Here is a 23256-nt window from a genome sequence, read left to right on the forward strand (position 1 = left end):
AAATGGCTGGAGCGTTATCTAAAGCTCCAGCACCCAGTGGTCCTTCACATGATCGGCCAGGCGGCTGATATCGATGTCCACTCCAAGACCCGGCCCATCGGGGATCGAAAGGTTGCCTCTCGCATCGGGCTTCGGATCGTAGATCAGCGATCGAAGCGGGTTGAAGCTCATGTCGTATTCAAAAAGCGGGAACGGCAGCCGCCCCAGCCGCGGGCTCAGGACCGCAGCGAACTGAAGCGAGGCCAAAAAATTGATGCAGGAGCCCCACACATGGGGCGCAACCGGAACCTCGAAGGCGTCCGCCAGTCCAGCGATGCGCATCCCTTCGGTGAGCCCACCGCACAGCGCAAGGTCGGGCTGGATGACGTCAAGCGATCCGTCACACAGAATGTCACGAAACGCCTGAACACCGCAGAAGGACTCTCCGCCAGCCAGCGGCACCGGCAGAAGTTCCGAGAGCCGCTTATAGGCGGGGAGATTATCGTGCGAAACCGGCTCCTCGAGCCAACCGAGATCAGCATCCTTCGCCTCGTGGGCAAGCGCAACGGCATCGCGCACGTTGGAAGACTCGTTGAGGTCAGCCATCAGGAAAGCGTCCGGACCCAAGATGCTACGCGCCTGCCAAATCACACGTAAATCTTCGCGCGGCGACGCCCCGATCCGGATCTTGACCGCCCGAAAGCCCGCTTGTGCATACCGTGTTATCTCCTCGGAGAATCCGGCATATCGATCTTCTCCGGCCGGAAGAAGCGGTCCGCTGGCATAGGTCATGACGCTGTCGCGCAATGCGCCGCCAAGAAGAGCATGGATTGGCTTGCCAACGAGACGGCCAAAAACGTCCCACATGGCGATGTCGACTGCGCTGACCGCCATATGCGCCTGTCCGCGTCGATCGGGGACCGCCACCTTGAGCATCCGCTCTTGAGCGGCACGGGGATTGGTGGCATCGGCTCCTAGAATGATCGGTGCAAGAACGGATTTAGTCAGTGCGCCGGCCGATCCGGGATAAGCCCAGGTCTCGCCCCATCCGACTGCTCCAGAACGGGTCGTCAGCTTGACCAGGAAGACCGCACGTTCATTGAACACCCTCAACGCGTTGCCGGCCACCATTGGCATCTCGCATCGAAGCTGAAATCCTTCGACCTTGACGACCTGCGAACTCCCCACCACTCGATCCTCCCGTCATGCACTTGCACCCTGGGAGATACCCATTTAGTTTCCCCGCAACAAATTAAATGTTTTGCCCATCTCGGATTGAATTTTTAAATGAGTCGGATCACCATCGCCCAACTTGAGGCGTTCTTCTGGACCGCGACCACGCGTTCTGTGGATCAGGCTGCTAAACGCCTGCATCTTTCCCAGCCTACGATCTCACTTCGGCTGAAGTCATTGGAAGCGGCGTTGGAAACAAATTTGTTCGATCGGGTTGGGCGGGGAATACGGCTGTCGTCAGATGGGCTCGCATTGCTGGAAGATGCCCGCGAAGTGCTGGATGGTGTCCAGAGAATCGCATCGCAGAAAAACGACGGCCGTGTAGGTGGCCGCATCCGTGTCGGCTTTTCCGAAGGTTTCGCGATCATCTGTCTGTCGCCGATATTGGCGAAATTGCACCGGCTCTATCCGGATCTCAGTCCAGAACTCATGGTGTCCACCACTCCGTTCATAGAGCCCGATCTCCATGCGCGTGAACTTGATCTGGCCTTTTTAGTTAATCCCACCGAGCACGGCGACTTCCGTCTGGTCCCGATGGGAGCGCAGCCCACGTCATGGGTGGCTTCCGCCCGATGGGACCTGCCCTCCGTTGTAACGCCCCATGACCTAATGTCGCATCCCATCATCTCTAACCCGATCGGAAGCATCAATTACCGGCAGGTCAGAGGATGGTTTGCAAGCGCCGGGCTCAGTCCAAAGAGACTGGACACCTGCAACAGTGTCGCCATGCTCGCCCATCTAGTCAATACAGGCGTCGCGATCGGCGTGTATCCCAGTAAGATGGCAGAGCGCGAATTGGAGGATGGCACGGTGCGTCTGCTGAACACCGTCCCGCCGATCCCCGATACACCGGTCTTCGCCAAATATCCGTTCGACGCCGAGAGCCCTAACGCCCGGGCCTGTGTGAATACGGTGCGTGAAGTATTGGCGGAGCTGAATTACCTGACAGCCTTGAGCGTGTAGATAGCGTGACCTTGCCCTGGAGACGCCGCTAGTGGTTTGTTTCTAACATTTGAGTCCGATGGAATTGGACGCAAATGTGTAAAAGAAACAAACACAAACAAAAGGTTATCTAGTGGTTGGGCCGACGTTTCGCGGGAGCGAAGCGTCGGAGTCAATCCACTAGCCGGTCCTCTCCATATCCGCGAAATTCGGCCCTTTGTGTTGACGAAACTCACTGAACAGATTGCTGAATTCAGCACTGTCCATACAGCTCCTCATCGCACGCTGGCGGCTGCTTCTTCCAGTCTGGCGAGGTGCTTACGGCAGATCGCATCGACCAGACTATTCCAACCGCAGCAACAGCGGTATCGGTGAGGCATGGATTCCTGTGCCCGGGCCTGTGCTTGTCACAGGAATCCATGCCTCGTCATCTCCACAGCTCCGGCGATGCAGAATGATAAGGCTGGACGATTCCATCAAAACAGGAACTGCTTTAGTCTACCCACACAGAGCTAAAGCCAGCCGACGAAGTCGCGGAAGAACTCGATCGGGCATCCGCTAACAGAGCATCGCTCCTTCACGGCGAAGCTGATCCATTGGTTTCCGTCGATGTTGAATATTTGAGGCGAAGGGAGAGAGCGTCTTGCGTGTGGTTATGGTCGCCGAGGCCTGCCACCGCGAACATCAGCATCCTCCCAGCGCGATGCTGATGTACCCGGTGGCTCAGTGATGCCCTTTTGGACGGAAACTGCCACAGTCATCAGCGGTCGGCAAACTCGACGTCAATTCCCCAGGAGCTTGAGCCAGGCTTCAAAGGAAGAAGATTCCTCCGGCTCGGCATGCGAAGCGGCATGAGCGAGGGGCCCGGGAGCTATCGCGCTTCGGGCTTCGCGAGGACTGTAGCCAAACTCCTGGCTGAAGGCCCGGCTGAAATTGGCGGCTGAATCAAAGCCGACAGCCTCTGCGATATCAAGGATACGCTGATTGTTCGCTGGGTCGCTCAGCGCGGTATGGGCCGCGAGAAGCCGCCGTCTGCGAATGTAGTGGAGAACACCGCCGCTCGGCTCGAACAACTGATAGAGACGTGTGCGGGAGATACCTAGCACCCCGCACAAATCGTCCGGCGTAAGCTTGGGCGAATGAAGGTTGCGGTGGATATGCTGACGAGCGCGCTCCATTAATCCGAGTCCCGCCTGTTGTTCGACCGTCACGTGTTCGGCGGGCGACGAGAGGCAATTGATGATCATGTCACGCACAGTATGTACGATCCTCGGCAAGTCTTCGGCAACGAGACTGTTCAGGGTTGCCTCAAGACCGCTGACATACTCGATCAGGAGCTTCGCGAGATTATCCGACAAAATTGCATTGTTAGCCATGTCGAGGATACCCGGCGTATCGGCAAAGAGATCGCGGGGCATGTAAAGAAAGATCGCTTCGGACTCGGTTATTCGCCCTCGAAACGGATGGCCGAGCGACCTGAACTCCGCCTTGCCGGGTTCGCTTTCAGCGACGAGACCGTCCACCTCTGTCCATGCCCGTCCGCAGCGAAGCATACCGGCATACCAGTGGTCGATAGGGCTGGCGCGCAGACTGGCGGCAGAACGCGCGTAGCTATGGGCCGGTACACGCTGCTCGACGATGAGCATGCCACCAAGATTCCAGGCCGTATGATCGGCCTGGAATCCATCGTCCGCAGAGATGCCGTCCGGCAACATCACCTCAACAAGCGATTCCATATGCATTTGCCAGGCGCTGAACTGATCCGCCGGCGCCAGGTTGTGGGTCGAGAAACGTAAAGGCGCGAGCGCCGGCGCGGGAGGCGGGCTGGACCGGCCCTGGTAGGACGATTCGCGCGGCCAACGCCGCCGCTCGATGTCTGAGGTCCTTCCGATTGCAGTGGGTAGTTTGCCGTCTTCTTCGGGTCTCGTTGGACAACTGATCACAGAGTTCTCCCAGCAGAATCAAGCCCTCCGTCCGTTCCCCGGAACCAGAAAGTGGGAGTCATTGGGACTTTTTTGGGGCACTCCTCAACACTCCCATCGCGAAGCCAAAAATCAAGTTCTCACGGATGTTCCTCCAGAATCGATCTCCGGCACTCCTGGATTACGCGGTAGGCGGAGAACGCAGTCCAACCGCAACAGAAATGTACGCCATGATAATTTTCCGGATGTAGAGATAACGACAATCCACAAATATGTATGTACGAAGTACAAATACCATCGTTCGCAATCCTTACGAATCATGAAGATAAATCTATCGATGACTACTTTGGTAGATCGAGGATTTATTTATTCATTATTTGCTAAGAAGAAAAGCATGACGAAAATATAGTGGGGTTATCATGGGTGAATTGTATAAAACGCGCTTCCGTTCTGCCGTAACATCGGTACAGAATGACACCCGCTTGCTATCCAGGAATGAGGCGCCACGGCGGATTCTCGTTGCCGGTGGAGCAGGTTTTCTTGGATCGCATCTATGCGAGATCCTACTGCGCGCCGGACATAAGGTGATCTGCGTCGACAATTTCTCGACAGGCCTCCGCCGCAACGTACGGCATCTGACGCGCTTCGATACCTTCAGCATCGTCAGCCACGATATCATCGAACCGATCGATCTCCTGGTCGACGAGATCTACAATCTCGCCTGCCCCGCATCACCGCCGCACTATCAAGCCGACCCGATCCACACGATGAAAACGAGTGTTTTCGGTTCGCTCAATCTTCTGGAACTGGCGGTGCGTCACAATGCACGCATTTTCCAGGCATCGACATCCGAGATCTACGGCGATCCGCATATTCATCCGCAGGTCGAGAGCTATTGGGGTAACGTCAACTCGTTCGGTCCCCGCTCTTGCTATGACGAAGGCAAGCGCTGCGCGGAAACCCTGTTCTTCGATTTCCATAAAAAATACGGCCTTGAAATCAAGATCGCGCGCATCTTCAACACCTACGGTCCGCACATGCGGCCCGATGATGGCCGTGTCGTCTCCAACTTTATCGTTCAGGCGCTGAAGGGCGAAGACATAACGATCTATGGCGACGGTTCGCAGACCCGTTCGTTCTGTTTCGTCGATGACCTGATCGACGGCTTCGTTCGGTTGATGGGCGCTGCACCATCATTCGACAGCCCGGTTAATCTTGGCAATCCCGGAGAATTCACCATTGGCGAGCTTGCCGAGCAAGTGATCGAGATGACGGGCTCCTCTTCGAAAATCGTCCATTACCCGCTGCCGGTCGACGATCCGCGCCAGCGCCGGCCCGACATCTCGCTCGCCAGGCGCGCACTGGATTGGCAGCCGAAAGTGCCGCTGTCGGTTGGGCTGAAGGAGACGATCCTTTATTTCGATCGACTCCTCGCTCAGACGAACCAGGATCTCGTAGAGGTCGCCTGATGTCAGCGCAGCGAATCCTCGTGACGGGTGGCGCCGGCTACATCGGAAGCCATACGGCCAAGCTCCTGAATTCCGGAGGAATCGAGCCGGTCGCCTACGACAATCTGTCGACAGGCAACCGGTCGTCGGTGCGCTGGGGACCCTTCATTCACGGCGACATCCTTGACACAGCCCATCTCACCCGCACGATCACGCAATACGAGCCCGATGCGGTCATTCATTTCGCCGCGTCCGCCTATGTGGGCGAGTCCGTTGCGGACCCCTCGAAATATTACCGCAACAATGTCGGCGGCACGCTGTCGCTGCTCGATGCATGCCGCCAGGCCGGGCTCGATAAGGTCATTTTTTCCTCGAGTTGCGCCACTTATGGCGTGCCCGCGGCCCTTCCGATCGCCGAGACGACGCCGCAGGTTCCGATCAATCCTTACGGCAAGACCAAGCTGATTGCCGAACACATGCTTGCCGACTACGCCGCGGCTTTCGGCCTGCGCTACGTGGCGTTGAGGTATTTCAACGCCTGCGGGGCAGACCCGGATGGCGAGCTCGGCGAATGGCACGATCCCGAAACCCATCTCATCCCGCGGGCCCTGCTCGCCGCGAGCGGCGGAATTTCGCGCCTTGAGGTATTCGGGGACGACTACAAGACCGATGACGGTACTTGCGTCCGCGATTATATCCATGTCTGCGATCTCGCACGCGCTCATGTGCTGGCATTCGACCATCTGGCGAAAGGCGGCGAGAACCTCGCCGTCAATCTGGGAACCGGGCACGGGTCATCGATCAAGGAAATCCTTGAAGCGATCAACCGGATCACTGGTCGCAGCGTCCCCATCGAAATTCATCCGCGGCGTGCGGGCGATCCGCCGGCGCTCTACGCCGATCCGAGCCTTGCCCGCACAACGCTCGGTTTTTCGCCGGAATTTTCCGATCTCGATACCATCGTGCGGACCGCCGCGCCCTTCTTCGGGCTGGAGGCACGGTCATGAGGCACAATGCGGTCAGGAACTTGGCAAAATCCCGCGATATGCCGATCGAGATAGGGATCGAACCGCCGATGGTGCTTGTGATGACGGGCTGGCGGCGCGTTGAATATGTGGCGGGAGCAGCCGTCTGGATTGCCGCCCTCGTCTATTTCTGGGTCTGGTTGCTGAAACCCGAGCATCATATCAGCGTATTCGGCTCGGTAACCGTCACCGCGGTTCTTGCCTGGGTGACCCTGCTGCCGGCCTATTTCATCGCCGTGTTCTATCGCGGCCTCAAGCCGAACGGTCCGCTGCGGCTGCCCGTCGGTAGCCGCGTCGCCATGGTGGTGACCAAAGCGCCATCGGAGCCATTTCCTGTCGTGGCCGAGACGTTGAAGGCGATGCTTGCTCAGAACGTCCCGCACGACACCTGGCTTGCCGACGAGGACCCTTCGCCCGAGACGCTGGAGTGGTGCCGCAGGCACGGGGTTTTTGTGTCGACCCGCAAGGGACGCGCCGATTATCACCGCAAATCATGGCCGCGACGCACCCGTTGCAAGGAAGGCAACCTCGCCTTCTTCTACGACCGTTATGGCTATGCGAGATATGATTTCGTCGCCCAACTCGACGCGGATCATGTTCCCGAGCCGGGCTATCTCCATGAAATGCTGCGCCCCTTCGCGGACCCCGCGGTAGGCTACGTCTCGGCGCCGAGCATCTGCGACCGCAATGCTGCCGGCAGTTGGTCGGCGCGCGGCCGGCTCTATGCGGAAGCCAGCATGCATGGTTCGCTTCAGGCCGGTTACAATGGCGGGCTTGCGCCGTTGTGCATCGGTTCGCACTATGCGGTGCGCACCTCGGCGCTTAAGGAGATCGGCGGCCTCGGCCCCGAACTTGCAGAAGATCACTCCACGACGCTGATGATGAATGCCTATGGCTGGCGCGGTGTCCATGCGCTGGAGGCAATCGCGCATGGAGACGGACCGAGCACCTTCGGCGATCTCGTCACACAGGAATTCCAGTGGTCGCGCAGCCTGGTCACGCTGCTCCTGCAGTATTCCCCTCACCTCGTCGGCCGGTTGCCGCTGCGTCTCAAATTCCAGTTCCTGTTTTCACAGCTCTGGTATCCGCTCTTTGCGCTCTTCATGGCGCTGATGTTCGCCATGCCGATCATCGCGCTGGCGAATGGACAGAACTTTGTCGGCGTGACCTATCCCGATTTCCTGACGCATTTCGCGCCACTTTCCATCGTTCTCATTCTCATGGCCTATCGCTGGCGGGCCAGCGGCTCCTTCCGTCCGTTCGATGCGAAGATCCTGAGCTGGGAGTGCATCCTCTTTCTTTTTGCCCGCTGGCCATGGGCGTTGGCCGGAACGATGGCCGCGGTGCGCGACTGGCTCACCGGGTCCTTTGTCGATTTCCGTGTCACACCGAAAGGCGCATCGGAAGTGGACCCCCTGCCCCTGCGTGTTCTCGCGCCATACGGCCTCCTGTCCATCGTGTCCGTATTGCCGGTGCTGCTTATAGACAATGCCGGAGAAACCCGCGGCTTCTATCTCTTCGCGATCGTGAATGCCGTGCTCTACACGGCGCTTTTGCTCGTCATCGTCATCCAGCACGCGCGGGAGAACGCCGTAAGGGTGAAAAGGCGTGGATATCGCCCCGCGATGGCGGCCGCTCTCCTTTCACTCGTCATCCTGCCGGGAATCGCGACCGCCGAGCGCGGAAAAGACGGTCTCGAGGCACTCACCTGGGGTGCCGGACGCCTGAGTGTCTTCGAGGAGCGCTATTCGGTCGCCGGCGCCGGAATTGGCGGCACAAGGCTACGCAGAACCGTCTTCAATCCGAGATGGCTTTCCGCAACACCGAACACAACACAATGACCCAGAGGGGAGCGCCCGCGGGCGAAACGACAATGAAGATTGCAGTGATAGGAACAGGGTATGTCGGTCTCGTCAGCGGGACCTGCTTTGCCGAGTGGGGCAATCATGTCGTCTACGTCGATAACAACGCGGAGAAGATCGCGCGGCTGAACCAGGGCGAGCTACCGATTTATGAACCGGGTCTCGATGAGTTGGTAACCCGCAATCGCAATGCCGGGCGCCTGTCCTTCACCTGCAATCTCGCGGCAGCGGTTGAAGATGCCGAGGTGGTGTTCATCGCGGTCGGAACTCCGGCCCGGGTCGGCCATGGCGATGCCGATCTCTCCTTCGTCTATATGGCGGCCAGGGAGATTGCGCCGCTGCTTGCGGAAAATGCAGTGGTCGTCGTCAAATCGACCGTCCCGGTCGGCACAGGCGATGCGGTGGAGAAGATCATCGCCTCGGTACGCAGCCGCGGCAGCTTCTCCGTCGCCTCCAATCCGGAATTCCTGCGGGAGGGTGTGGCGATCCACGATTTCCTCAATCCCGACCGCGTCGTCATCGGCGTCGAGGACGAGAATGCGCACGCCGTCATGGTGGCGCTCTATAGCGATCCGCTTGCCGAGGCAAGAACACCCATCGTCTTGACGCAACGGCGCACGTCCGAGCTGATCAAATATGCGGCGAACGCATTCCTTGCAACAAAAATCACCTTCATCAACGAGCTTGCCGATCTCTGCGAGCAGGTCGGCACCAATGTCGGCGAACTGGCTCTCGGCGTTGGCCTCGACAAGCGCATCGGTTCGAGTTTTCTCAATGCCAGGCCGGGCTATGGCGGGTCATGTTTCCCGAAGGACACGCTGGCGCTACTGCGAACGGCGCAGGATCACGGCATCGCTCTTCGTATCGTCGAGGAGACGGTGACCGCCAATGAAGCGCGCAAGCGCAAGATGGCGCTCAAGGTCCTGGATGCCGTCGGCGGGGACGTCGATGGGAAAACCATCGCGGTGCTGGGGCTGACCTTCAAGCCTGATACGGATGACATGCGCGATGCGCCTTCGGTACCGTTGATCGAGACATTGCAGCGCTTCGGCGCCACCGTCCGGGGACATGACCCTGTCGGCATGGAAAACGCCGCGCGGATCCTCGATGACGTCCAGCTGTTCGATGATCCCTACGAATGCGCCCGCGATGCGGATGCCGTGGTGATCGTCACGGAATGGGAAAGCATCCGCCGCATCGATCTGGCGCGGCTGAGGCAGGTGATGCGCGCGCCGGCATTGATCGATCTGCGCAATGCATTCGAGCCTGCAGCGGCGGAAGCTGCGGGGTTCCGGATTACCGCCATCGGCCGGCCGATCGTGCGCCAGGCCGATAACGTTGTGGATTTTCCAGCCAAATCAAAGCCGCGCGACAAGGCACGTGCGGCAGAAACCACGCCACGGGGATAAGACAATGATGAAGACCAATCGCACCAACCGAGAGACATGGAGCCATGGCCGTTTTCAAGGATGGCTCCGGGTTTCATCCGTTCTGGCGGGCATCGTCCTGTTTTCCAGTCATAGCGGGGCCTCCGAGCATGTTGTCGTCCCCGAAAATGCACGGGTCATGACGGGCGTCGAATTATACACGCTTTATCGCGACAAGACCTGGAAATGGGCGGATGGTGCCGGGCGAATGCAGGATAAAGGACGGGTCTTCAAGGCCGTTGCCGGCTCCGGCGAAACCGCCAGCCGGGCAGAGGGTCGATGGATCGTGACCGACAGAGGCCAGCTTTGCTTCAAGGCCGCATGGCATACACAGACCGGCACGTTTCCGGACAAGACCTGTTTCAGCCACAAGACCTATGGCGGAACGGTTTTCCAGAAAAGAGAACCCTCCGGCGACTGGTATGTCTTCAAAAATTCCGAGCCGACGGATAGCGACGAGTTCAGCAAGCTCGTCAGAGAAGATCTCGTCTCCGCACAGCTGGAGGCGATTCAAAATCCGCCGCAAAATACCATCCAGTGAATCCATCGATCGGGAAGCAAAATCCGAGCGATGAATACTGATATTGGAGGAATACCGATGAAAAAGACATCAAAAACAATCGCACTCTCATTTGTCGCACTGGCCATGTCGGGCGCCGTCATGGCAGCCAACTCCCCGCGGGGGATTCCGAGCGCCAACTCCTCGACGGCGAACATCCCGTCCGACAAGCGTCCTGTCATAACCGACTCGTCCATCGATTTCGGGGCCTACGATCCGCATGGGGATTTCAGCGAGGATCCCAATTCGAAGATCGAGCATCTGTTCCTGCCCTGGGAGGACGTCGATCTGTCCACGCTTTCCATTGCCGATGAATATGCGCAACAGCGCGGGCGATCGCTCATGATCACAATCGAGCCGTGGTCATGGTCTCTCGACTGGAGACGTTCCCCGAACGAGCTTTCCAGCGGCATCCTGAGCGGCAAGTACGATGCCAATATGGCGGCGGTCTGCTCGGAGGCGGCAAAGCTGAAGAGCCCCGTCACCATCCGCTGGGGACAGGAAATGGATGAACTGGACAACCAGTTCACCTGGGCGCATTGGAAGCCGCAGGATTTCATCGCGGCGTATCGCCATGTGGTGACGGTGTGCCGCAAGCACCTCAAGACCGCCAAATACATGTGGTCGCCGAAAGGCAATGAGGGCCTGGAAGCCTTCTATCCGGGTGATGAATATGTTGATGTGATCGGTCTGTCGGTATTCGGCTATCAGAAATACGACAACGACACGACCGGCCGGGACCAGACATTCGTCGAGCGGCTGACCCCCGGATATGAGCGCGTCAAGAACTTTGGCAAACCCATCGTGGTGGCCGAACTCGGCTATGAAGGTGACCAGCCTTACGTTCGCAACTGGGCGGAAAACGTTGCCAAACCGCATCCCGAGTTTCCGGACCTGACCGCTGTCGTCTATTTCAACGACCGGGAAGTCTACCCGTGGCCGGATGGCTACGGCCGTCCTGACTGGCGAGTTGTCCAGGACGCTTCAAATTGATGGCATGAAACCCAAACGGGAGTAAAACAAATGTCGATATTTCGTACAGCGCTGATGGTTGGGGCGATCTGCGCTGGCCTGGGCGCTGCAACTCTCGGCGCCACAGCCGCACCGAGCAAGACGATCCCGGACGCCAGCAAGGGCACACCGCTGACCAGTGCGGAGCTTTACCGGCTTTATAATAACCGGTCCTGGCTCTGGAAGGATGGCGCAGGCTTCTTCTCGGTGAAGCAACGCAAGTTCACCGCATGGTCGGGCAAAGGCAATTCGGGGTCTTATGGTGTCGGCGTCTGGTTTATCACGAAACCCGGCAAGCTCTGCTTCAGAGCAAAATGGCACGCCAAAGACGGTACGGTGCCGGCCTTGACGTGCTTCAGCCACCGTAAGGCCGGTAAAGTCGTATTCCAAAAGCGCGAGCCGGACGGAAAGTGGTACGTGTTCAGAAACGCCCCGGCAAAGAGCGGTGACGAATATGCGAAATTGCGCCGCGGCAATTATGTCAGCTCGCGTCTGAGTAAAATCGAGGCGAGGCTGTCCGCCACGAGGTAAAGCGTTTCCCCGGGGCCGCTATGGTCACGCCCGGTCGGTAACCCAAAGGCTCCGGGATTTCACTTCAACGAGGCGGCCACTGGCAGGCCGTCTCCGAATACCGATACAGGTACACGCCAATCCGGCGATCCATATCCCTGTGGCCAATGGTGCGGTTCTTTGTCGTTGAAATAGACAATTCCGTCCAATAACGGGAACAGGCCGCGCTTCGCCGAGAGCCCGGAAATCTCAGACATCCAGTTCCGGCGGTATTCTTCTCCACCAGATGTTCCCAGTTCAGCGATGACGATCGGCTTCCCAAAACGTTCGATACGCCGGTATTTCTCGTCGAAAGTCTCGGCAAAGCCCCGCGGGCGACCATGCTGGTCACGATCCCATTTCTCCAATCCCCATAACGACACGCCTATCATATCGACATGGTCATTGCCGGGGTAATACGCAGCAAGGCCGCGCTCGCCCTTGGGTGACCACATGAAACGGGCCCCAGGGGCAATTTTCCGGCATGTGTCGACGAATTTCCGATAGGCTGCCACATAGCCACGGGAATCATGCCTGGCCCAGGGATAACGACCGGTCGGATCTTCCATCTCATGTCCCCAGCGGATCCAGAGGTCACCGGGAAATTCGGAAACCGCGCCGCATGTCGCCGCAATCTGGGGGTCGAACGCACCACGCTGGATATCGGCAAACAGCCGATCGCCGCCGTCACGCCAGTTCACCGCTTTGGTATAGGGCTCCACCGTGACCATCAGGATACGCCCCTTCTCGCGGGCAAGACGCATCTTGTTTTCGAGCATTGGGCGATCGATAGCCTGCCAGTAGATGAACACATGCTCGATTTGTGGACGACTCGAATACCGGAATTGGCCATGCGGATCATAGGCGCCGAACAACAGCGGCGCATTTGCGTGTGGTCGGCCGGAAGATTCCGGCGGGCTGATCGAGACTGTCTTCATCGTGTCCATGCCGGCGCCCAATTCCGCAGAATGCACACCCGATGCCGTAAGACACCAGGCCGCGAAGAACAACAACGATAGGATACTGGCACGCATCTGGATAGGCTCCGTTACGTGTGCAGTCTCATCCCCGGAGGAAGCAGCGCGATGTCTTTCCAAAACCGCTCGGCGTGCAGATATAGGGCGCGCGGCCGAGATGGCCATTGCTGGCAAGTTTCGGGCTGGCAAGTTTCGGGCTCGACTTCTTGACGATATTCCCGCGTTGTGCCGGCTTCTTCTGAGTGAGCGACACACTGGGATAGCCTACCTGCGTCGATACCGACGACGTCACGGTACGGTCAGGCATGGCCGTGCATCCGGCAGAAAGAGCAAGCGTTGCAGTAGCGCCAACCAGGACTGCCAATTGCTTGAACTTGCAAACCGTCTCGTTGGCACCTTTGCTTTTTGAACATCCCTGTAATGGTTTTTTCATCGCATAACGCTCCCGCAGGTTCATTGTTGTTATGCGAACCACGGTACCGTAAGCCGCTTAAATGACCGTGGAGATGGAGCTGAAAATTATAAGTATCCGCAGGCGAGTTCCTTAAGAATTGGCGCTGGAATTTTGGGCTCGTCTGATAGCGATCTCAACCGAAAGCCGCGTTTGCCGGACCAGCATTCCGGGCACGGCCCATTTGGGCGCGCGCCAGCACGGGCTCTTGCTGCATCTGCCGGAACCTGATTCCTTTATAAGATTTTTCTTTCTTTCCTTTTCGACCTCCCTCGAACCTTCATCCACTTGAGCGTTGGGATGGTATTGAGCAACCTGCCACTGTTGCGCCACGCCGCGAGACGCCGTGGTTCAGCGTTTGATTTTCACGATATTGCTCTGTCCCCTGGAACCGTCGTCCTCGGAACTCGCAACGTCACCGCGCTTCACACGCTCTGCGAATTCGGTCGTGCCTCCCTTGGCCAATATTTTGGCCTGATCCACCCATTGCTCGCGATCGATGCGACCGGGGAACGCAAGGTAACTGCCGATCCAATTGATATTGTCGCGATCCCAGGCCGCGATCTGGCTGAAATGCCAGATACCGAGGCCGTGCAGCCGCGCTTCGTTCTGCTTACCTATTCCGTCGATCAGTTTGAGATCATCGGCAACACCTTGCGGCTTTACCATTCCGAAGGGACGTTTGCCCTCATGCTGGTCCTCGCCTTCAACCTGGTCCAGCGCTTGCGGCAAGCCGGATTTGAGCTTGGCAATATCCGTGTCACCGATCGGCTTGTCGTCCAACGGCTGACCGGCACGAACCGCCCTGGAGTGTTCAGTCTCTCCGCCGGCAGCAAGAACTTTTGCCTGATCGATCCAGAGTTCGCGTTCGATGCGGCCGGGAAAAGCCATATGGTGGCCCATCCATTCGGCTTCTTCGGGGGTCCAGGCGGCGATCTGGCGAAATGTATGGATGCCCAGGGCATTCAATACGCGCTCGTTTTTCGGCCCGATACCTTTGATCAGCTTCAGATCGTCTCTGTCGGTTATGTTCTTTGAAGCAAGGACCGGTGGCTTCCTGCCGGGATGACTGGGCGCGGTCGAGGCGGATGAAACACGATGCGCGGTCTTGCGTGCTCCGACAGCGGCAGCGCCGGCTGCTGCGACGCCGACGGCAGGAACGGGTTCGGCATGGCCGGCGAGCAGGCCGCGCATCAGGCTGCCGAGCAGGCAGCCGAAGATGTAAGAGCCGAAAAACAGCAGGCCGAGATCGAGCCAATAACCAGCTTCCCCCGGCAAGAGCTTGAAAGCGGCGACGGCAAGGCCGATCAGAAATGCGGGGATGCCGATGTTCAACCAGCCGGCCCCGGACCAGCCGGGCTTCTCATGGAGAAAACTCAGCCATCCAACGATGCCGCCAAGCATGAGGGACAGAAGCAGCCATGCGGAATGAAACTCGGTCAGATACAGCATGACTGCTCTCCTACTTCACGAGAAATTCGATACGGCGGTTCTCGGCCCGGCCGCTTGGGGTGTTATTGGGAGCAACAGGCCTGGCCTGACCATAGCCGACCGACGTGAGGCGCAAGCCATCGACGCCGGCATTGACCAAATATTGCTTCACCGCATCGGAACGGCGTTGTGAAAGTGCGAAATTGACTTTGGGCGAACCCTCGCTGTCAGTGTAGCCCTGGATCTCGATATTGCCGCTCGGGCAACGTTGCGTGGTGGCAACGACGGAATCGAGAATTTTCGCAGAATCTTTATGGATCCGCGCGCTGCCTGTTTCAAAATGGATTGTGTCGTCGCGGGTAATATCGCTCAACAGCGACTGACAACCGGCATTATCCACCGGCGCCGCCGGCTGGGCTGCCGCGATTTCGGCCTGCTCCGTATTTCCATTCTGAAGGGACTTGGTGACCGGGTCATTGGCTTCTACAGGGGATTCTGCCGACGGCTGCACCGAAGCTGTCTTCTCCATGCTGTTTGGAGGTTCGGCCTGCACATGGACTTGCCCCAGCGCTAAATCCTGCGGGCGGCGTCTTAAAGCTGCCATCAAATGGGCGAGGTTGTTCCGGTCCTGCGCAACGCCGTTTACCGACAAAGTGCTGTTGCTGAGCGCCATTGAAGCAGAGCTCAACGCCGGAAGCTGCTTTACCGCAAATTTGGCCGCCGTTTCGAAACCGGCCGGAGCGCCCAGCGCATATGTCAGCTTGTCGACCACATTGGCGGATGGGGCTTCGGCTTTGACGGCGTCCAGAATGGACTGGCGGACATCCGGCCGCGGAACATTGCCGGTCAACGTGACGGTATCGTCTGTCTTTTCGATGCCAAGATTGTAAGGCTGCGCCGTAGGAGCCAGTTTGGCCTCGTTTTTGACACGGCGCACGCCTGCTGTCGTACCGACCACCGCTGCGGCCTCTGTGATGTCATGGGATGAGAACGCATTTGCTGAAAGGGTTCCATCGCGGCCGCTGAAGTTCAGCGAAGGCTTGTCCAGCGACACCTGCCCAAGAGCGTTCGCCGCCCGCCCGGTCAAATCGCGTTGCATCGGTTCTGTGTGGGTTGCCGCTGTGAAGGCCCAAAGTCCAGCCAGAGGAACGGCTCCCCACCACCATTTGTTGGGTCTATGCATGTTCTCATATTCTCCACATTCGGTTGACCCCGGCTGCCTTGGGCGTTTGGCTCTGGGCAAGCGGAGTTCCGGATCGCGTCTCAGCTAGCCGACTCTGCCCTCCACGAGATTTTATCCAATTCGACCAATCACGAGAAAGTAAAATACACTAGTCTTCATCGAAGATATCTCGATATTACGCAATTCAACATAATCAACCGTCATATTTTCGGGAATTGGTTAAATATTAATTGAATATATGCTGTCAGAAAATTTATTCTTCATCTGACGTCACTAAGCGCTATATCGAGAACTTCACTATCAATTGTGTTTTCTCCTATCTCGAACATTGATCGTTACTCTCAAGTCTCGTCCGACTTCACGTCCTCTCGGAGTTTAGTCATTCCCATGCGTTTGGCCATTCTCTTCGAGCATGTGCACCGGCAGATAGATATTGCCTCCAGCCATTCCCGCACGATGCGCCGGATCAACTCCGACCGCGTGACGCGACCTCACTGGACAAATTGGCCAAAGCATCCTCGACGTCAGGCTCAAGCGCTACGCTGGAAGTGTTGTCCAGGTGGGGAGCGACTCGGCGTAAAAGAATCTGCAGATCGGGATGTGGCATATCGGCGATGCGGTCAGCAGTATCTCCGCCACGATCCGCGTCTTCTCCGCATGCGAGCGTTGCCGCTGCCCGGTCGGACCGTCGATCACTTCAAGTAGGCCGGAAAATCCACTGTTCGAGCCCGTCCGTTTTGCCGTCTGTCTCCATGCAAACACCTCCGTTCGAAACGGAGACTTTTTCGCATGATCAGTCCAGGGTGTTGCGCGGCAGCGCGATATCAAGCGCGAATAGAGACGTCGAAATCAACCAACTTATCCCGTTGTCATCCGGTGTCGGCCTATCGGAAGCATGATCGGCCTGCCCGAGGTCGGGTCGGTGATGATGCGGCTTTCGAGGCCGAAGACCTGCCGCACATTCTGCTCCGTCAGCACCTCTTCCGGCGTGCCGGATATGTGCAGGCGCCCCCCTGCCATAGCGACGAGGTAGTCCGCATAGCGCGCCGCAAGGTTGAGATCATGCAGCACCATGACGATGGTTGTTGCGCGTGCGTGATTGAGATCGGTCAGCAGATCCAGCACTTCGATCTGATGGCTGATGTCGAGAAAGGTCGTGGGCTCGTCCAGCAATAGAACCTTCGTCTGCTGCGCCAGCGCCATGGCGATCCAGACCCGCTGGCGTTGCCCGCCGGAAAGTTCGTCCACCGGCCTCTCAGTGAGGTCTTCGATCCTGGTTGCGTTAAGCGCGGCGGCCACGGCATCGTCGTCCTTGCGCGTCCAGCGTGAAAACATGCCCTGATGAGGGTGCCTTCCACGGCTGACAAGATCGGCGACCGTGATGCCTTCCGGCGCGATCGGCGACTGGGGAAGCAGGCCCAATGTCCGGGCCAGCTCCCGCGGCTGGGTCCGGTGGATCGACTTCCCGTCAAGCAGCACATGCCCCTGACGCGGTGAGATGAGCCGCGACATGGTGCGCAAAAGCGTGGACTTGCCGCAGGCATTGGCGCCGACGATCACGGTGATCTTCCCCGGCGGCACGGCAAGGTCGAGCCCGTCCAGAATGACGGTATCGCCATAACCGGACGAAAGCCCGCTTGCAGTGAGGGAATGAATGGTCATAGCGAACCTCCGGTCCGGTTGACGCGCACAATCAGGAAAATCAGATAGGGCGCACCCAAAGCGCCGGTCACCACGCCCACGGGATAGCGAACCGACAAGAGGAACTGGCCGCAATAATCGCCTGCCAGCACAAGCACCGCCCCGATCAGCGCCGATGGGATCAGCAGCGATCCGTTGTTGCCGACGATGCGGGCGGCGATCGGCCCGGACAGGAAAGCGACAAAGGCGATCGGCCCTGTTACCGCCGTCGCACATGCGATCATGCCGACTGCCGCAACGATGACGATGATGCGGGTCCTCGCAACCCCGACACCCAGCGCCGCGGCGGTGTCGTCACCCAGCCTCAGGGCTTCGAGGTCGCGCGCGCGGCTTAACAATAGCCCGCCGAAGACGACCAGCGCCAGCAGAAGCGGAAGCGCCTGGCCAAGCTGTGCGCCGTTGACGCTGCCGGTCAGCCAGCGCATCGCCTCCTGCAAGTTCCAGGCTGGCGCGTGGGAGAGGATATAGGCGATGAAGCTTTCCAGCATGGCCGAAACGCCGATGCCGACAAGGATGAGCCGCGTTCCGGCAACACCGTTCCTGAACGAAAGGCCATAGACCAGCAGCGCCACACCGAGGCCGGCGACAACGGCAAAGACCGAAACGATCGGTCCGTCGAGCGACAACACGACGATGGCGAACACCGCCGCCGCACTTGCGCCCGAGCTGATGCCGATGATGTCGGGGCTCGCAAGCGGATTGCGCAGCATGATCTGGAAGGCGACGCCGCCCAGCCCGAAGCTCAAGCCCGCGAGGACCGAGAGGACGGCGCGCGGCAGCCGCAACTGCCCGACGGTGAAGGTCGCGCCCGGCACGTCCTCGCCGAGCAAGACGCGGATGACATCGCCCGGTGGCGTAAAGGATTGCCCCAGCGACAAAGTGAGAGCGAAGATCGCGGCCAAAAGGGCCAGCAGAATGGCGATCAGAACAATATGCCTGCGCGCGCGGCGGCGACGGTTGCCAGCGATGGAATCGGTGGAGACAAGCATCGTCACAGCTCGCGGACCCGTTGGCGCCTGACGATCCAGATGAAGAACGGCGCGCCCACAAGGGCGGTGACGATACCGACGTCGAGTTCGGCCGGTCGCGCGATGATGCGCCCGACGATATCGGCGGCCAGCAACAGGCTTGCTCCGCCAAGTGCTGAAAACGGCAGCAGCCAGCGATGATCGACCCCGACCAACAAACGGCACAGATGCGGCACGACCAATCCCAGAAAGCCGATCGGTCCGCAAATCGCCGTCGTTGCGCCGCACAGAAGGATCGCGCCGAATGCGGCGATCGCGCGGGCAATTGCGACGCGCTCGCCAAGCCCGGCCGCCAGTTCGTCGCCCAGAGCCAGCGAGTTCAGCTTTCGTGCCGACAGCAGGCTGATGGCAAAACCCACGACAAGAAACGGCAGCACATGGGAAATGCGATCGAAGGTCGCCCCGCCCACACCGCCGATCTGCCACGAACGGATGCCGCCGGCGATATCGTTTCGCGGCAGCACCACGGCAATCACCATCGAGGAAAAGGCGACCGAGGTGGCGGCGCCGGCAAGCGCCAGCTTGAGGGGTGTCGCCCCGCCCCGCCCCAATGAACCTATGGTATAGACAAAGACCGCCGAACACCCCGCACCCAGGATGGCCGTCCAGATATAGGCTTGAGCCGAAGCGATATTGAACCAGGCAACCCCGACGACGACGGCAAGCGACGCCCCCATATTGACGCCTAGTATACCCGGATCGGCAAGCGGATTGCGTGTCACGCCCTGCATGATCGCCCCGGCAAGCCCAAGTGCGCCCCCGGCAAGCAGGGCAAGCACCGTTCGCGGAATCCGCACGGTAACCGCGGCCTGACCGATATTGTCGACTTGACCGCCAAGCGCTGCGACGATGTCGCTCCAAACCACCTCGCGCGTGCCGATCGCCACCGAAAAGGCGCATAGCACGACAAGAGCCGCAATCAGTGCAGCCAGCCAGAGGGACCGGATACGGTTCGACCTGCCAGGAAACGACGCCCGACCAGATGACTCGACGCTATCGGTTGTCATTTAGATTTCTGGGCAGACTTGTTGGCCGCTTCTGCGAGCACGGCCACATAATCCTTCAACACCCAGGGTATCGAAAGCGGTGTCGGATTTGCCGCTGTGCCGAGCGGATCCCTGCCCAACATGACGACCGCATCACTGGCGACAGCGGGCATTCTGGACATAAGCGGATTGGTCGTCACCGCGTCGATCAGTTCCCGGTTGCCATAGGTCACGACGATATCGACATCGTCGAACGCATCGATACGCTCGGTGCTGATCGAGCCCGAAAACTGGCCCGGTGCCGAGGCCTCAACGACGCTTTTCGGCGATTCCAGCCCCAGATCCCCAAAGAACTTCACCCTCGTATCGTTGGAGGTATAGAAATTGACAGTACTCAGATCGGTTGCATCGAGATGGGTGATGAACATTGCCGATTTTCCCTGAAGCTCGGGATACCCGGCAACCACCCGGGCAATTTCGGCCTCGATATTTGCGATCAGCGCATCGCCCTCGGCGGCCATGCCCAGCCCGGCGCTGTTGAAGCGTATCATGTCGCGCCAGTCGGTCGACCAGGCGGATTCGGGATACGCGACGACCGGAGCGATCTGGCTCAGCGTGTCGTAATCCGATTGGGTCAGTCCGGAATAGGACGCCAGGATCACATCGGGATCGGTGGCGGCGACCGCCTCGAAATCGATGCCGTCGCCCTCATCGAAAAGCACCGGCTTGTCAGCGCCAAGCTCGGCCAGTTTTTCGGCCACCCAGGGCAACAGCCCGTCGCCATCGTCATCGCCGAAATTGGCTGCGGCAAAACCGACAGGCACGATCCCGAGCGCGAGCGGAACTTCATGGTTCGCCCAGGCCACCGTCGCAACCCGTTTGGGCTTTTCGGTAATGGTCGTCGTGCCGAGGGCATGTTTGATGACGATGGGATAGGTGGTGTTTTCCCCGGCCCATGCGTAGCCCAATGCCATCATCGAGAGACATGCCGCGACCAATGGCACGGGAAAACGGAAGAACCGCAGCATTGGCAAACTCTCCATGATTTTTAAGTTGACTTTCACTTTCAGCTTTATCAAGCGACGTCAAGTCGGGCGGCGGCGCCTTCCCTAAGGAGCGGCGAAGTTTCCGTGGGTTTCTACAAAAACGGCAAAATTTACAATACTGGACAAAGACACTCAAGTTAGCAGGCATAAGGTGACATCAGGCCATTCCTGCCGCCAGCCCACCGCCAGCGACCAACAACATCAACTTCTGGAACTTGACCATGGAAATCGAAAAAACAGGCGGCAACAACAGACAGGCGCTCATCCGTTATCGCAATGCGGTGCTTCTGGGGTGCACGGCACTTGTCGCCCTCACGCCGACCAATTTGCTGGCGCAGCAGGTTGAAGATTCGGGTTCCCCCATCGTCCTCGAGGCGATCACTGTCGAGGGCGGCGGTGGCCGCGACGACGATGCGAAGTCGATCGTCGCCACGCAGACCACGGCCGTCGGCAAGATGCCCGTGGATATTCTCGTGGCGCCCGCCACAGTGTCCGTGATCACCGCCAAGGAAATCGAGGAGCGCGGCGCGCAAAGCATCGAGCAGGTCGTGCAATATACCTCCGGCGTGGTCACGGACTTCTACGGCTCGGACGACCGCTTCGACTATTTCAAGATTCGCGGTTTCACGCCCTTTACATATCGCGATGGACTGGTCGTCGGCCGGACCTGGAGCGGAGTTCGGGAGGAGCCTTATGCTTTCGAGCGCGTCGAGGTGCTGAAGGGCGCCAATTCCACGGGCTTCGGTGTTTCCGATCCCGGCGGCTCGGTGAATTACGTTACCAAAACGCCGAAGAGCGAGCGTTTCGGCGAAATCTATGGCACGGGCGGCTCGTTCAAGCACAAGGAGACGGGTTTCGATTTCGGCGATAACATCACCAAGGACGACACTTTGTCCTACCGCCTGACCGGCAAGTTCCAGAGGTCAGACGCCGAATATGATTACTCGCGGGACGACGAGAATTTCATCATGGGCGGACTGACATGGCGCCCCACCGACGCCACCAGCCTGACATTCGTTTTCGATCATCTGGACAAGGACGGCACTCCCAGCGGCGGCGGCCATCCAAGATTTACGGACTTCGACAGGAAACGCTTCTTCGGCGAACCGGGCTACAATTACGATACGACGAACAGAAACACATACAGTGTCATGTTCAGCCATGATTTCGGCAATGGCCTGTCCTTCAACTCCAACGCGCGCTACAGCAAGGCGGATACCGGATTCGGCTACGCCTATGTTTATGACGCCTTGGGCGCCGGCGACCCCTCGGATACAATGGCGGACCGCATTTTCTTCGGCGGCGATGGCTCCAGCCGGCAGTTCGTCATCGACGCTCATTTTCTCTATGAAGCGAATTTCGACCAGGTGGAAAGCCGTACGCTCGTCGGCGTCGATCACAACAAGATCAAATCGGAGAATAACAGCTACGCGTTATATCCGCCGGTTTGGGGAGGAACGGCGCCTGGCATCGACTGGAAAAATCCGGTCTATTCCGGTGTTCCCGGCACCATTCCGCTCACCACGGCCAAGACCAACGACCAGACGACGAAGGCGATCTATCTCCAGCAGGATCTGACCTTCTTCGACAAGCTGACGGTGAGCGTCGGTCTTCGCAATGATTGGCTTGACCTTGAAGAGAAAGACCGGCTCGCGGGCACCACCGCCAAAGGCGATTACAGCGAACTCAGCAAGCGCCTCGGCGTGAGCTACAAGCTCACCGATGAACTGGCGGTCTTTACAAGCTATGCCGAATCCGTCGCGCCGCCGAGCACCGGGAACGAGCCGACCTCCGGCAAGCAGTATGAGGTGGGAGTCAAGTATCGCCCGGATGCATTCCCTGCCTTGTTCACCGCGTCCGTTTACGATCTCACGATGGAGAATATTACGACCTTTGAGGCTCCCACCTACCTGCCGGCAACGGTCGACAAGGTGCGCCATCGTGGCGTCGATCTCGAGGCCAAGGCCGAGATAACGAACAATATCAACCTGATTGCCGCCTACTCCTATATCGATTCCAGGATCGTCGAGGATGGCGGCGGCGCATACGATGGCAACCGTTTCGCGCAGGTTCCGGAGCACCTGGCTTCGGTATGGGGCACCTATACACTGGAAGGCAACGGAACCCGCGGGGACATGACCTTCGGGCTGGGCGCTCGCTATACGGGCTCGTACTACTTCGACAACGCGAATACCCGTAAGTCGAAGGACGCCGTCGTTTTCGACGCCGCTTTCACCTATGAGATCCAGGAGAATACGACGTTTCAGATCACCGCCAGCAATCTGTTTGACGAAAAGCATATCGCCAATGATGACGGCGGCGCATATTATTACAATCCAGGCCGCGCGGTTTACGCGACATTGCGCCAGACCTGGTGACGAAGCAGTCCCGCCCGCGACCGTTCGGGGCGGGACAATTCCGGTGTTAGAGCGGTCCCTGTTTTGATGGAATCGCGAGGCACCCCCCCTCTGCCCCGTCAACGTTTCTATTTAAAAA

Annotated in this window: 19 protein-coding genes; 9 read left to right on the forward strand and 10 right to left on the reverse strand. The window is 58.8% G+C overall.

Going from position 1 to position 23256, the window contains the following annotated elements; translation table 11 throughout:
- Positions 1-18: 18 nt before the first annotated feature.
- Positions 19-1170: a mandelate racemase/muconate lactonizing enzyme family protein gene (locus tag C5748_RS22360; protein WP_105744498.1), complete on the reverse strand. Its 1152-nt coding sequence runs from the start codon at positions 1168-1170 to the stop codon at positions 19-21.
- 96 nt (positions 1171-1266) lie between these two features.
- On the opposite strand from C5748_RS22360, the gene C5748_RS22365 reads away from it, so the two are divergent.
- Positions 1267-2175, forward strand: coding sequence for a LysR family transcriptional regulator (locus tag C5748_RS22365; protein WP_105744500.1), 909 nt, complete (start codon positions 1267-1269; stop codon positions 2173-2175).
- Between the two features lie 761 nt (positions 2176-2936).
- On the opposite strand, the gene C5748_RS22370 is transcribed toward C5748_RS22365, so the two are convergent.
- Positions 2937-3890 carry a helix-turn-helix domain-containing protein gene (locus C5748_RS22370; protein WP_245581926.1) on the reverse strand — a complete coding sequence of 318 codons (954 nt, stop codon included), beginning with the start codon at positions 3888-3890 and terminating at the stop codon, positions 2937-2939.
- Positions 3891-4495: 605 nt separating this feature from the next.
- On the opposite strand from C5748_RS22370, the gene C5748_RS22375 reads away from it, so the two are divergent.
- Genes C5748_RS22375 through C5748_RS22405 form a run of 7 tightly spaced genes read left to right on the forward strand, consistent with a single transcriptional unit; the run spans position 4496 to position 11939 of the window.
- Complete coding sequence (locus tag C5748_RS22375) at positions 4496-5545, forward strand: UDP-glucuronic acid decarboxylase family protein (RefSeq protein WP_105744502.1); 1050 nt, start codon at positions 4496-4498, stop codon at positions 5543-5545.
- The gene (galE, locus tag C5748_RS22380) at positions 5545-6531 is read left to right on the forward strand and encodes a UDP-glucose 4-epimerase GalE (protein WP_105744503.1); all 987 of its coding nucleotides are present in this window, start codon (positions 5545-5547) and stop codon (positions 6529-6531) included. Before C5748_RS22375 ends, galE begins: the two co-directional genes overlap by 1 nt.
- A 38-nt stretch (positions 6532-6569) precedes the next feature.
- A complete protein-coding gene (locus tag C5748_RS22385) occupies positions 6570-8390 on the forward strand; it encodes a glycosyltransferase family 2 protein (protein WP_105744594.1) in 1821 nt (606 codons plus the stop codon).
- A 32-nt stretch (positions 8391-8422) separates the two neighbouring features.
- Positions 8423-9820, forward strand: coding sequence for a UDP-glucose dehydrogenase family protein (locus C5748_RS22390; RefSeq protein WP_105744505.1), 1398 nt, complete (start codon positions 8423-8425; stop codon positions 9818-9820).
- Between the two features lie 4 nt (positions 9821-9824).
- On the forward strand, positions 9825-10379 hold the full coding sequence (locus C5748_RS22395) for a DUF995 domain-containing protein (protein WP_105744507.1): 555 nt from the start codon (positions 9825-9827) through the stop codon (positions 10377-10379).
- 57 nt (positions 10380-10436) lie between these two features.
- The gene (locus C5748_RS22400) at positions 10437-11390 is read left to right on the forward strand and encodes a glycoside hydrolase family 26 protein (protein ID WP_105744509.1); all 954 of its coding nucleotides are present in this window, start codon (positions 10437-10439) and stop codon (positions 11388-11390) included.
- A gap of 30 nt (positions 11391-11420) precedes the next feature.
- Positions 11421-11939 (forward strand): DUF995 domain-containing protein, encoded by a 519-nt coding sequence (locus tag C5748_RS22405; protein WP_105744511.1) that lies wholly within the window; start codon positions 11421-11423, stop codon positions 11937-11939.
- 59 nt (positions 11940-11998) lie between these two features.
- On the opposite strand, the gene C5748_RS22410 is transcribed toward C5748_RS22405, so the two are convergent.
- From C5748_RS22410 to C5748_RS22455, 8 genes are all read right to left on the reverse strand, one after another.
- The gene (locus C5748_RS22410) at positions 11999-12832 is read right to left on the reverse strand and encodes a glycoside hydrolase family 26 protein (protein WP_210204476.1); all 834 of its coding nucleotides are present in this window, start codon (positions 12830-12832) and stop codon (positions 11999-12001) included.
- A 187-nt stretch (positions 12833-13019) separates the two neighbouring features.
- Complete coding sequence (locus C5748_RS29015) at positions 13020-13241, reverse strand: hypothetical protein (RefSeq protein WP_245581927.1); 222 nt, start codon at positions 13239-13241, stop codon at positions 13020-13022.
- A gap of 495 nt (positions 13242-13736) precedes the next feature.
- The gene (locus C5748_RS22425; protein WP_105744517.1) at positions 13737-14837 is read right to left on the reverse strand and encodes a hypothetical protein; all 1101 of its coding nucleotides are present in this window, start codon (positions 14835-14837) and stop codon (positions 13737-13739) included.
- 10 nt (positions 14838-14847) lie between these two features.
- A complete protein-coding gene (locus C5748_RS22430; RefSeq protein ID WP_105744519.1) occupies positions 14848-15999 on the reverse strand; it encodes an OmpA family protein in 1152 nt (383 codons plus the stop codon).
- A gap of 858 nt (positions 16000-16857) precedes the next feature.
- Positions 16858-17661 carry an ABC transporter ATP-binding protein gene (locus tag C5748_RS22440; RefSeq protein WP_105744521.1) on the reverse strand — a complete coding sequence of 268 codons (804 nt, stop codon included), beginning with the start codon at positions 17659-17661 and terminating at the stop codon, positions 16858-16860.
- Positions 17658-18689: a FecCD family ABC transporter permease gene (locus C5748_RS22445; RefSeq protein WP_105744523.1), complete on the reverse strand. Its 1032-nt coding sequence runs from the start codon at positions 18687-18689 to the stop codon at positions 17658-17660. The genes C5748_RS22440 and C5748_RS22445 overlap by 4 nt, the downstream gene beginning before the upstream one ends.
- A 2-nt stretch (positions 18690-18691) precedes the next feature.
- Entirely contained in the window at positions 18692-19735 is a 1044-nt protein-coding gene (locus C5748_RS22450; RefSeq protein WP_105744525.1) for a FecCD family ABC transporter permease, read from the reverse strand.
- Complete coding sequence (locus C5748_RS22455) at positions 19732-20742, reverse strand: iron-siderophore ABC transporter substrate-binding protein (RefSeq protein WP_105744527.1); 1011 nt, start codon at positions 20740-20742, stop codon at positions 19732-19734. The genes C5748_RS22450 and C5748_RS22455 overlap by 4 nt, the downstream gene beginning before the upstream one ends.
- A gap of 239 nt (positions 20743-20981) precedes the next feature.
- Between C5748_RS22455 and C5748_RS22460 the strand changes: the two genes are divergently transcribed.
- A complete protein-coding gene (locus C5748_RS22460) occupies positions 20982-23138 on the forward strand; it encodes a TonB-dependent siderophore receptor (protein ID WP_105744529.1) in 2157 nt (718 codons plus the stop codon).
- Positions 23139-23256: the final 118 nt, after the last annotated feature.

The organism is Phyllobacterium phragmitis, assembly GCF_002980495.1.
Lineage (GTDB): Bacteria > Pseudomonadota > Alphaproteobacteria > Rhizobiales > Rhizobiaceae > Paramesorhizobium > Paramesorhizobium phragmitis.

What these genes read in the sequence shown, in the direction of transcription:
- C5748_RS22365 (WP_105744500.1), top strand. Translation starts at nt 1,267, where the DNA reads ATGAGTCGGATCACCATCGCCCAACTTGAGGCGTTCTTCTGGACCGCG.
- C5748_RS22450 (WP_105744525.1), bottom strand. Translation starts at nt 19,735, where the DNA reads ATGACAACCGATAGCGTCGAGTCATCTGGTCGGGCGTCGTTTCCTGGC.
- C5748_RS22370 (WP_245581926.1), bottom strand. Translation starts at nt 3,890, where the DNA reads ATGGAATCGCTTGTTGAGGTGATGTTGCCGGACGGCATCTCTGCGGAC.
- C5748_RS29015 (WP_245581927.1), bottom strand. Translation starts at nt 13,241, where the DNA reads ATGCCTGACCGTACCGTGACGTCGTCGGTATCGACGCAGGTAGGCTAT.
- C5748_RS22405 (WP_105744511.1), top strand. Translation starts at nt 11,421, where the DNA reads ATGTCGATATTTCGTACAGCGCTGATGGTTGGGGCGATCTGCGCTGGC.
- C5748_RS22425 (WP_105744517.1), bottom strand. Translation starts at nt 14,837, where the DNA reads ATGCTGTATCTGACCGAGTTTCATTCCGCATGGCTGCTTCTGTCCCTC.
- C5748_RS22395 (WP_105744507.1), top strand. Translation starts at nt 9,825, where the DNA reads ATGATGAAGACCAATCGCACCAACCGAGAGACATGGAGCCATGGCCGT.
- C5748_RS22440 (WP_105744521.1), bottom strand. Translation starts at nt 17,661, where the DNA reads ATGACCATTCATTCCCTCACTGCAAGCGGGCTTTCGTCCGGTTATGGC.
- C5748_RS22430 (WP_105744519.1), bottom strand. Translation starts at nt 15,999, where the DNA reads ATGCATAGACCCAACAAATGGTGGTGGGGAGCCGTTCCTCTGGCTGGA.
- C5748_RS22455 (WP_105744527.1), bottom strand. Translation starts at nt 20,742, where the DNA reads ATGCTGCGGTTCTTCCGTTTTCCCGTGCCATTGGTCGCGGCATGTCTC.
- C5748_RS22400 (WP_105744509.1), top strand. Translation starts at nt 10,437, where the DNA reads ATGAAAAAGACATCAAAAACAATCGCACTCTCATTTGTCGCACTGGCC.
- C5748_RS22460 (WP_105744529.1), top strand. Translation starts at nt 20,982, where the DNA reads ATGGAAATCGAAAAAACAGGCGGCAACAACAGACAGGCGCTCATCCGT.
- C5748_RS22375 (WP_105744502.1), top strand. Translation starts at nt 4,496, where the DNA reads ATGGGTGAATTGTATAAAACGCGCTTCCGTTCTGCCGTAACATCGGTA.
- C5748_RS22385 (WP_105744594.1), top strand. Translation starts at nt 6,570, where the DNA reads ATGCCGATCGAGATAGGGATCGAACCGCCGATGGTGCTTGTGATGACG.
- galE (WP_105744503.1), top strand. Translation starts at nt 5,545, where the DNA reads ATGTCAGCGCAGCGAATCCTCGTGACGGGTGGCGCCGGCTACATCGGA.
- C5748_RS22390 (WP_105744505.1), top strand. Translation starts at nt 8,423, where the DNA reads ATGAAGATTGCAGTGATAGGAACAGGGTATGTCGGTCTCGTCAGCGGG.
- C5748_RS22445 (WP_105744523.1), bottom strand. Translation starts at nt 18,689, where the DNA reads ATGCTTGTCTCCACCGATTCCATCGCTGGCAACCGTCGCCGCCGCGCG.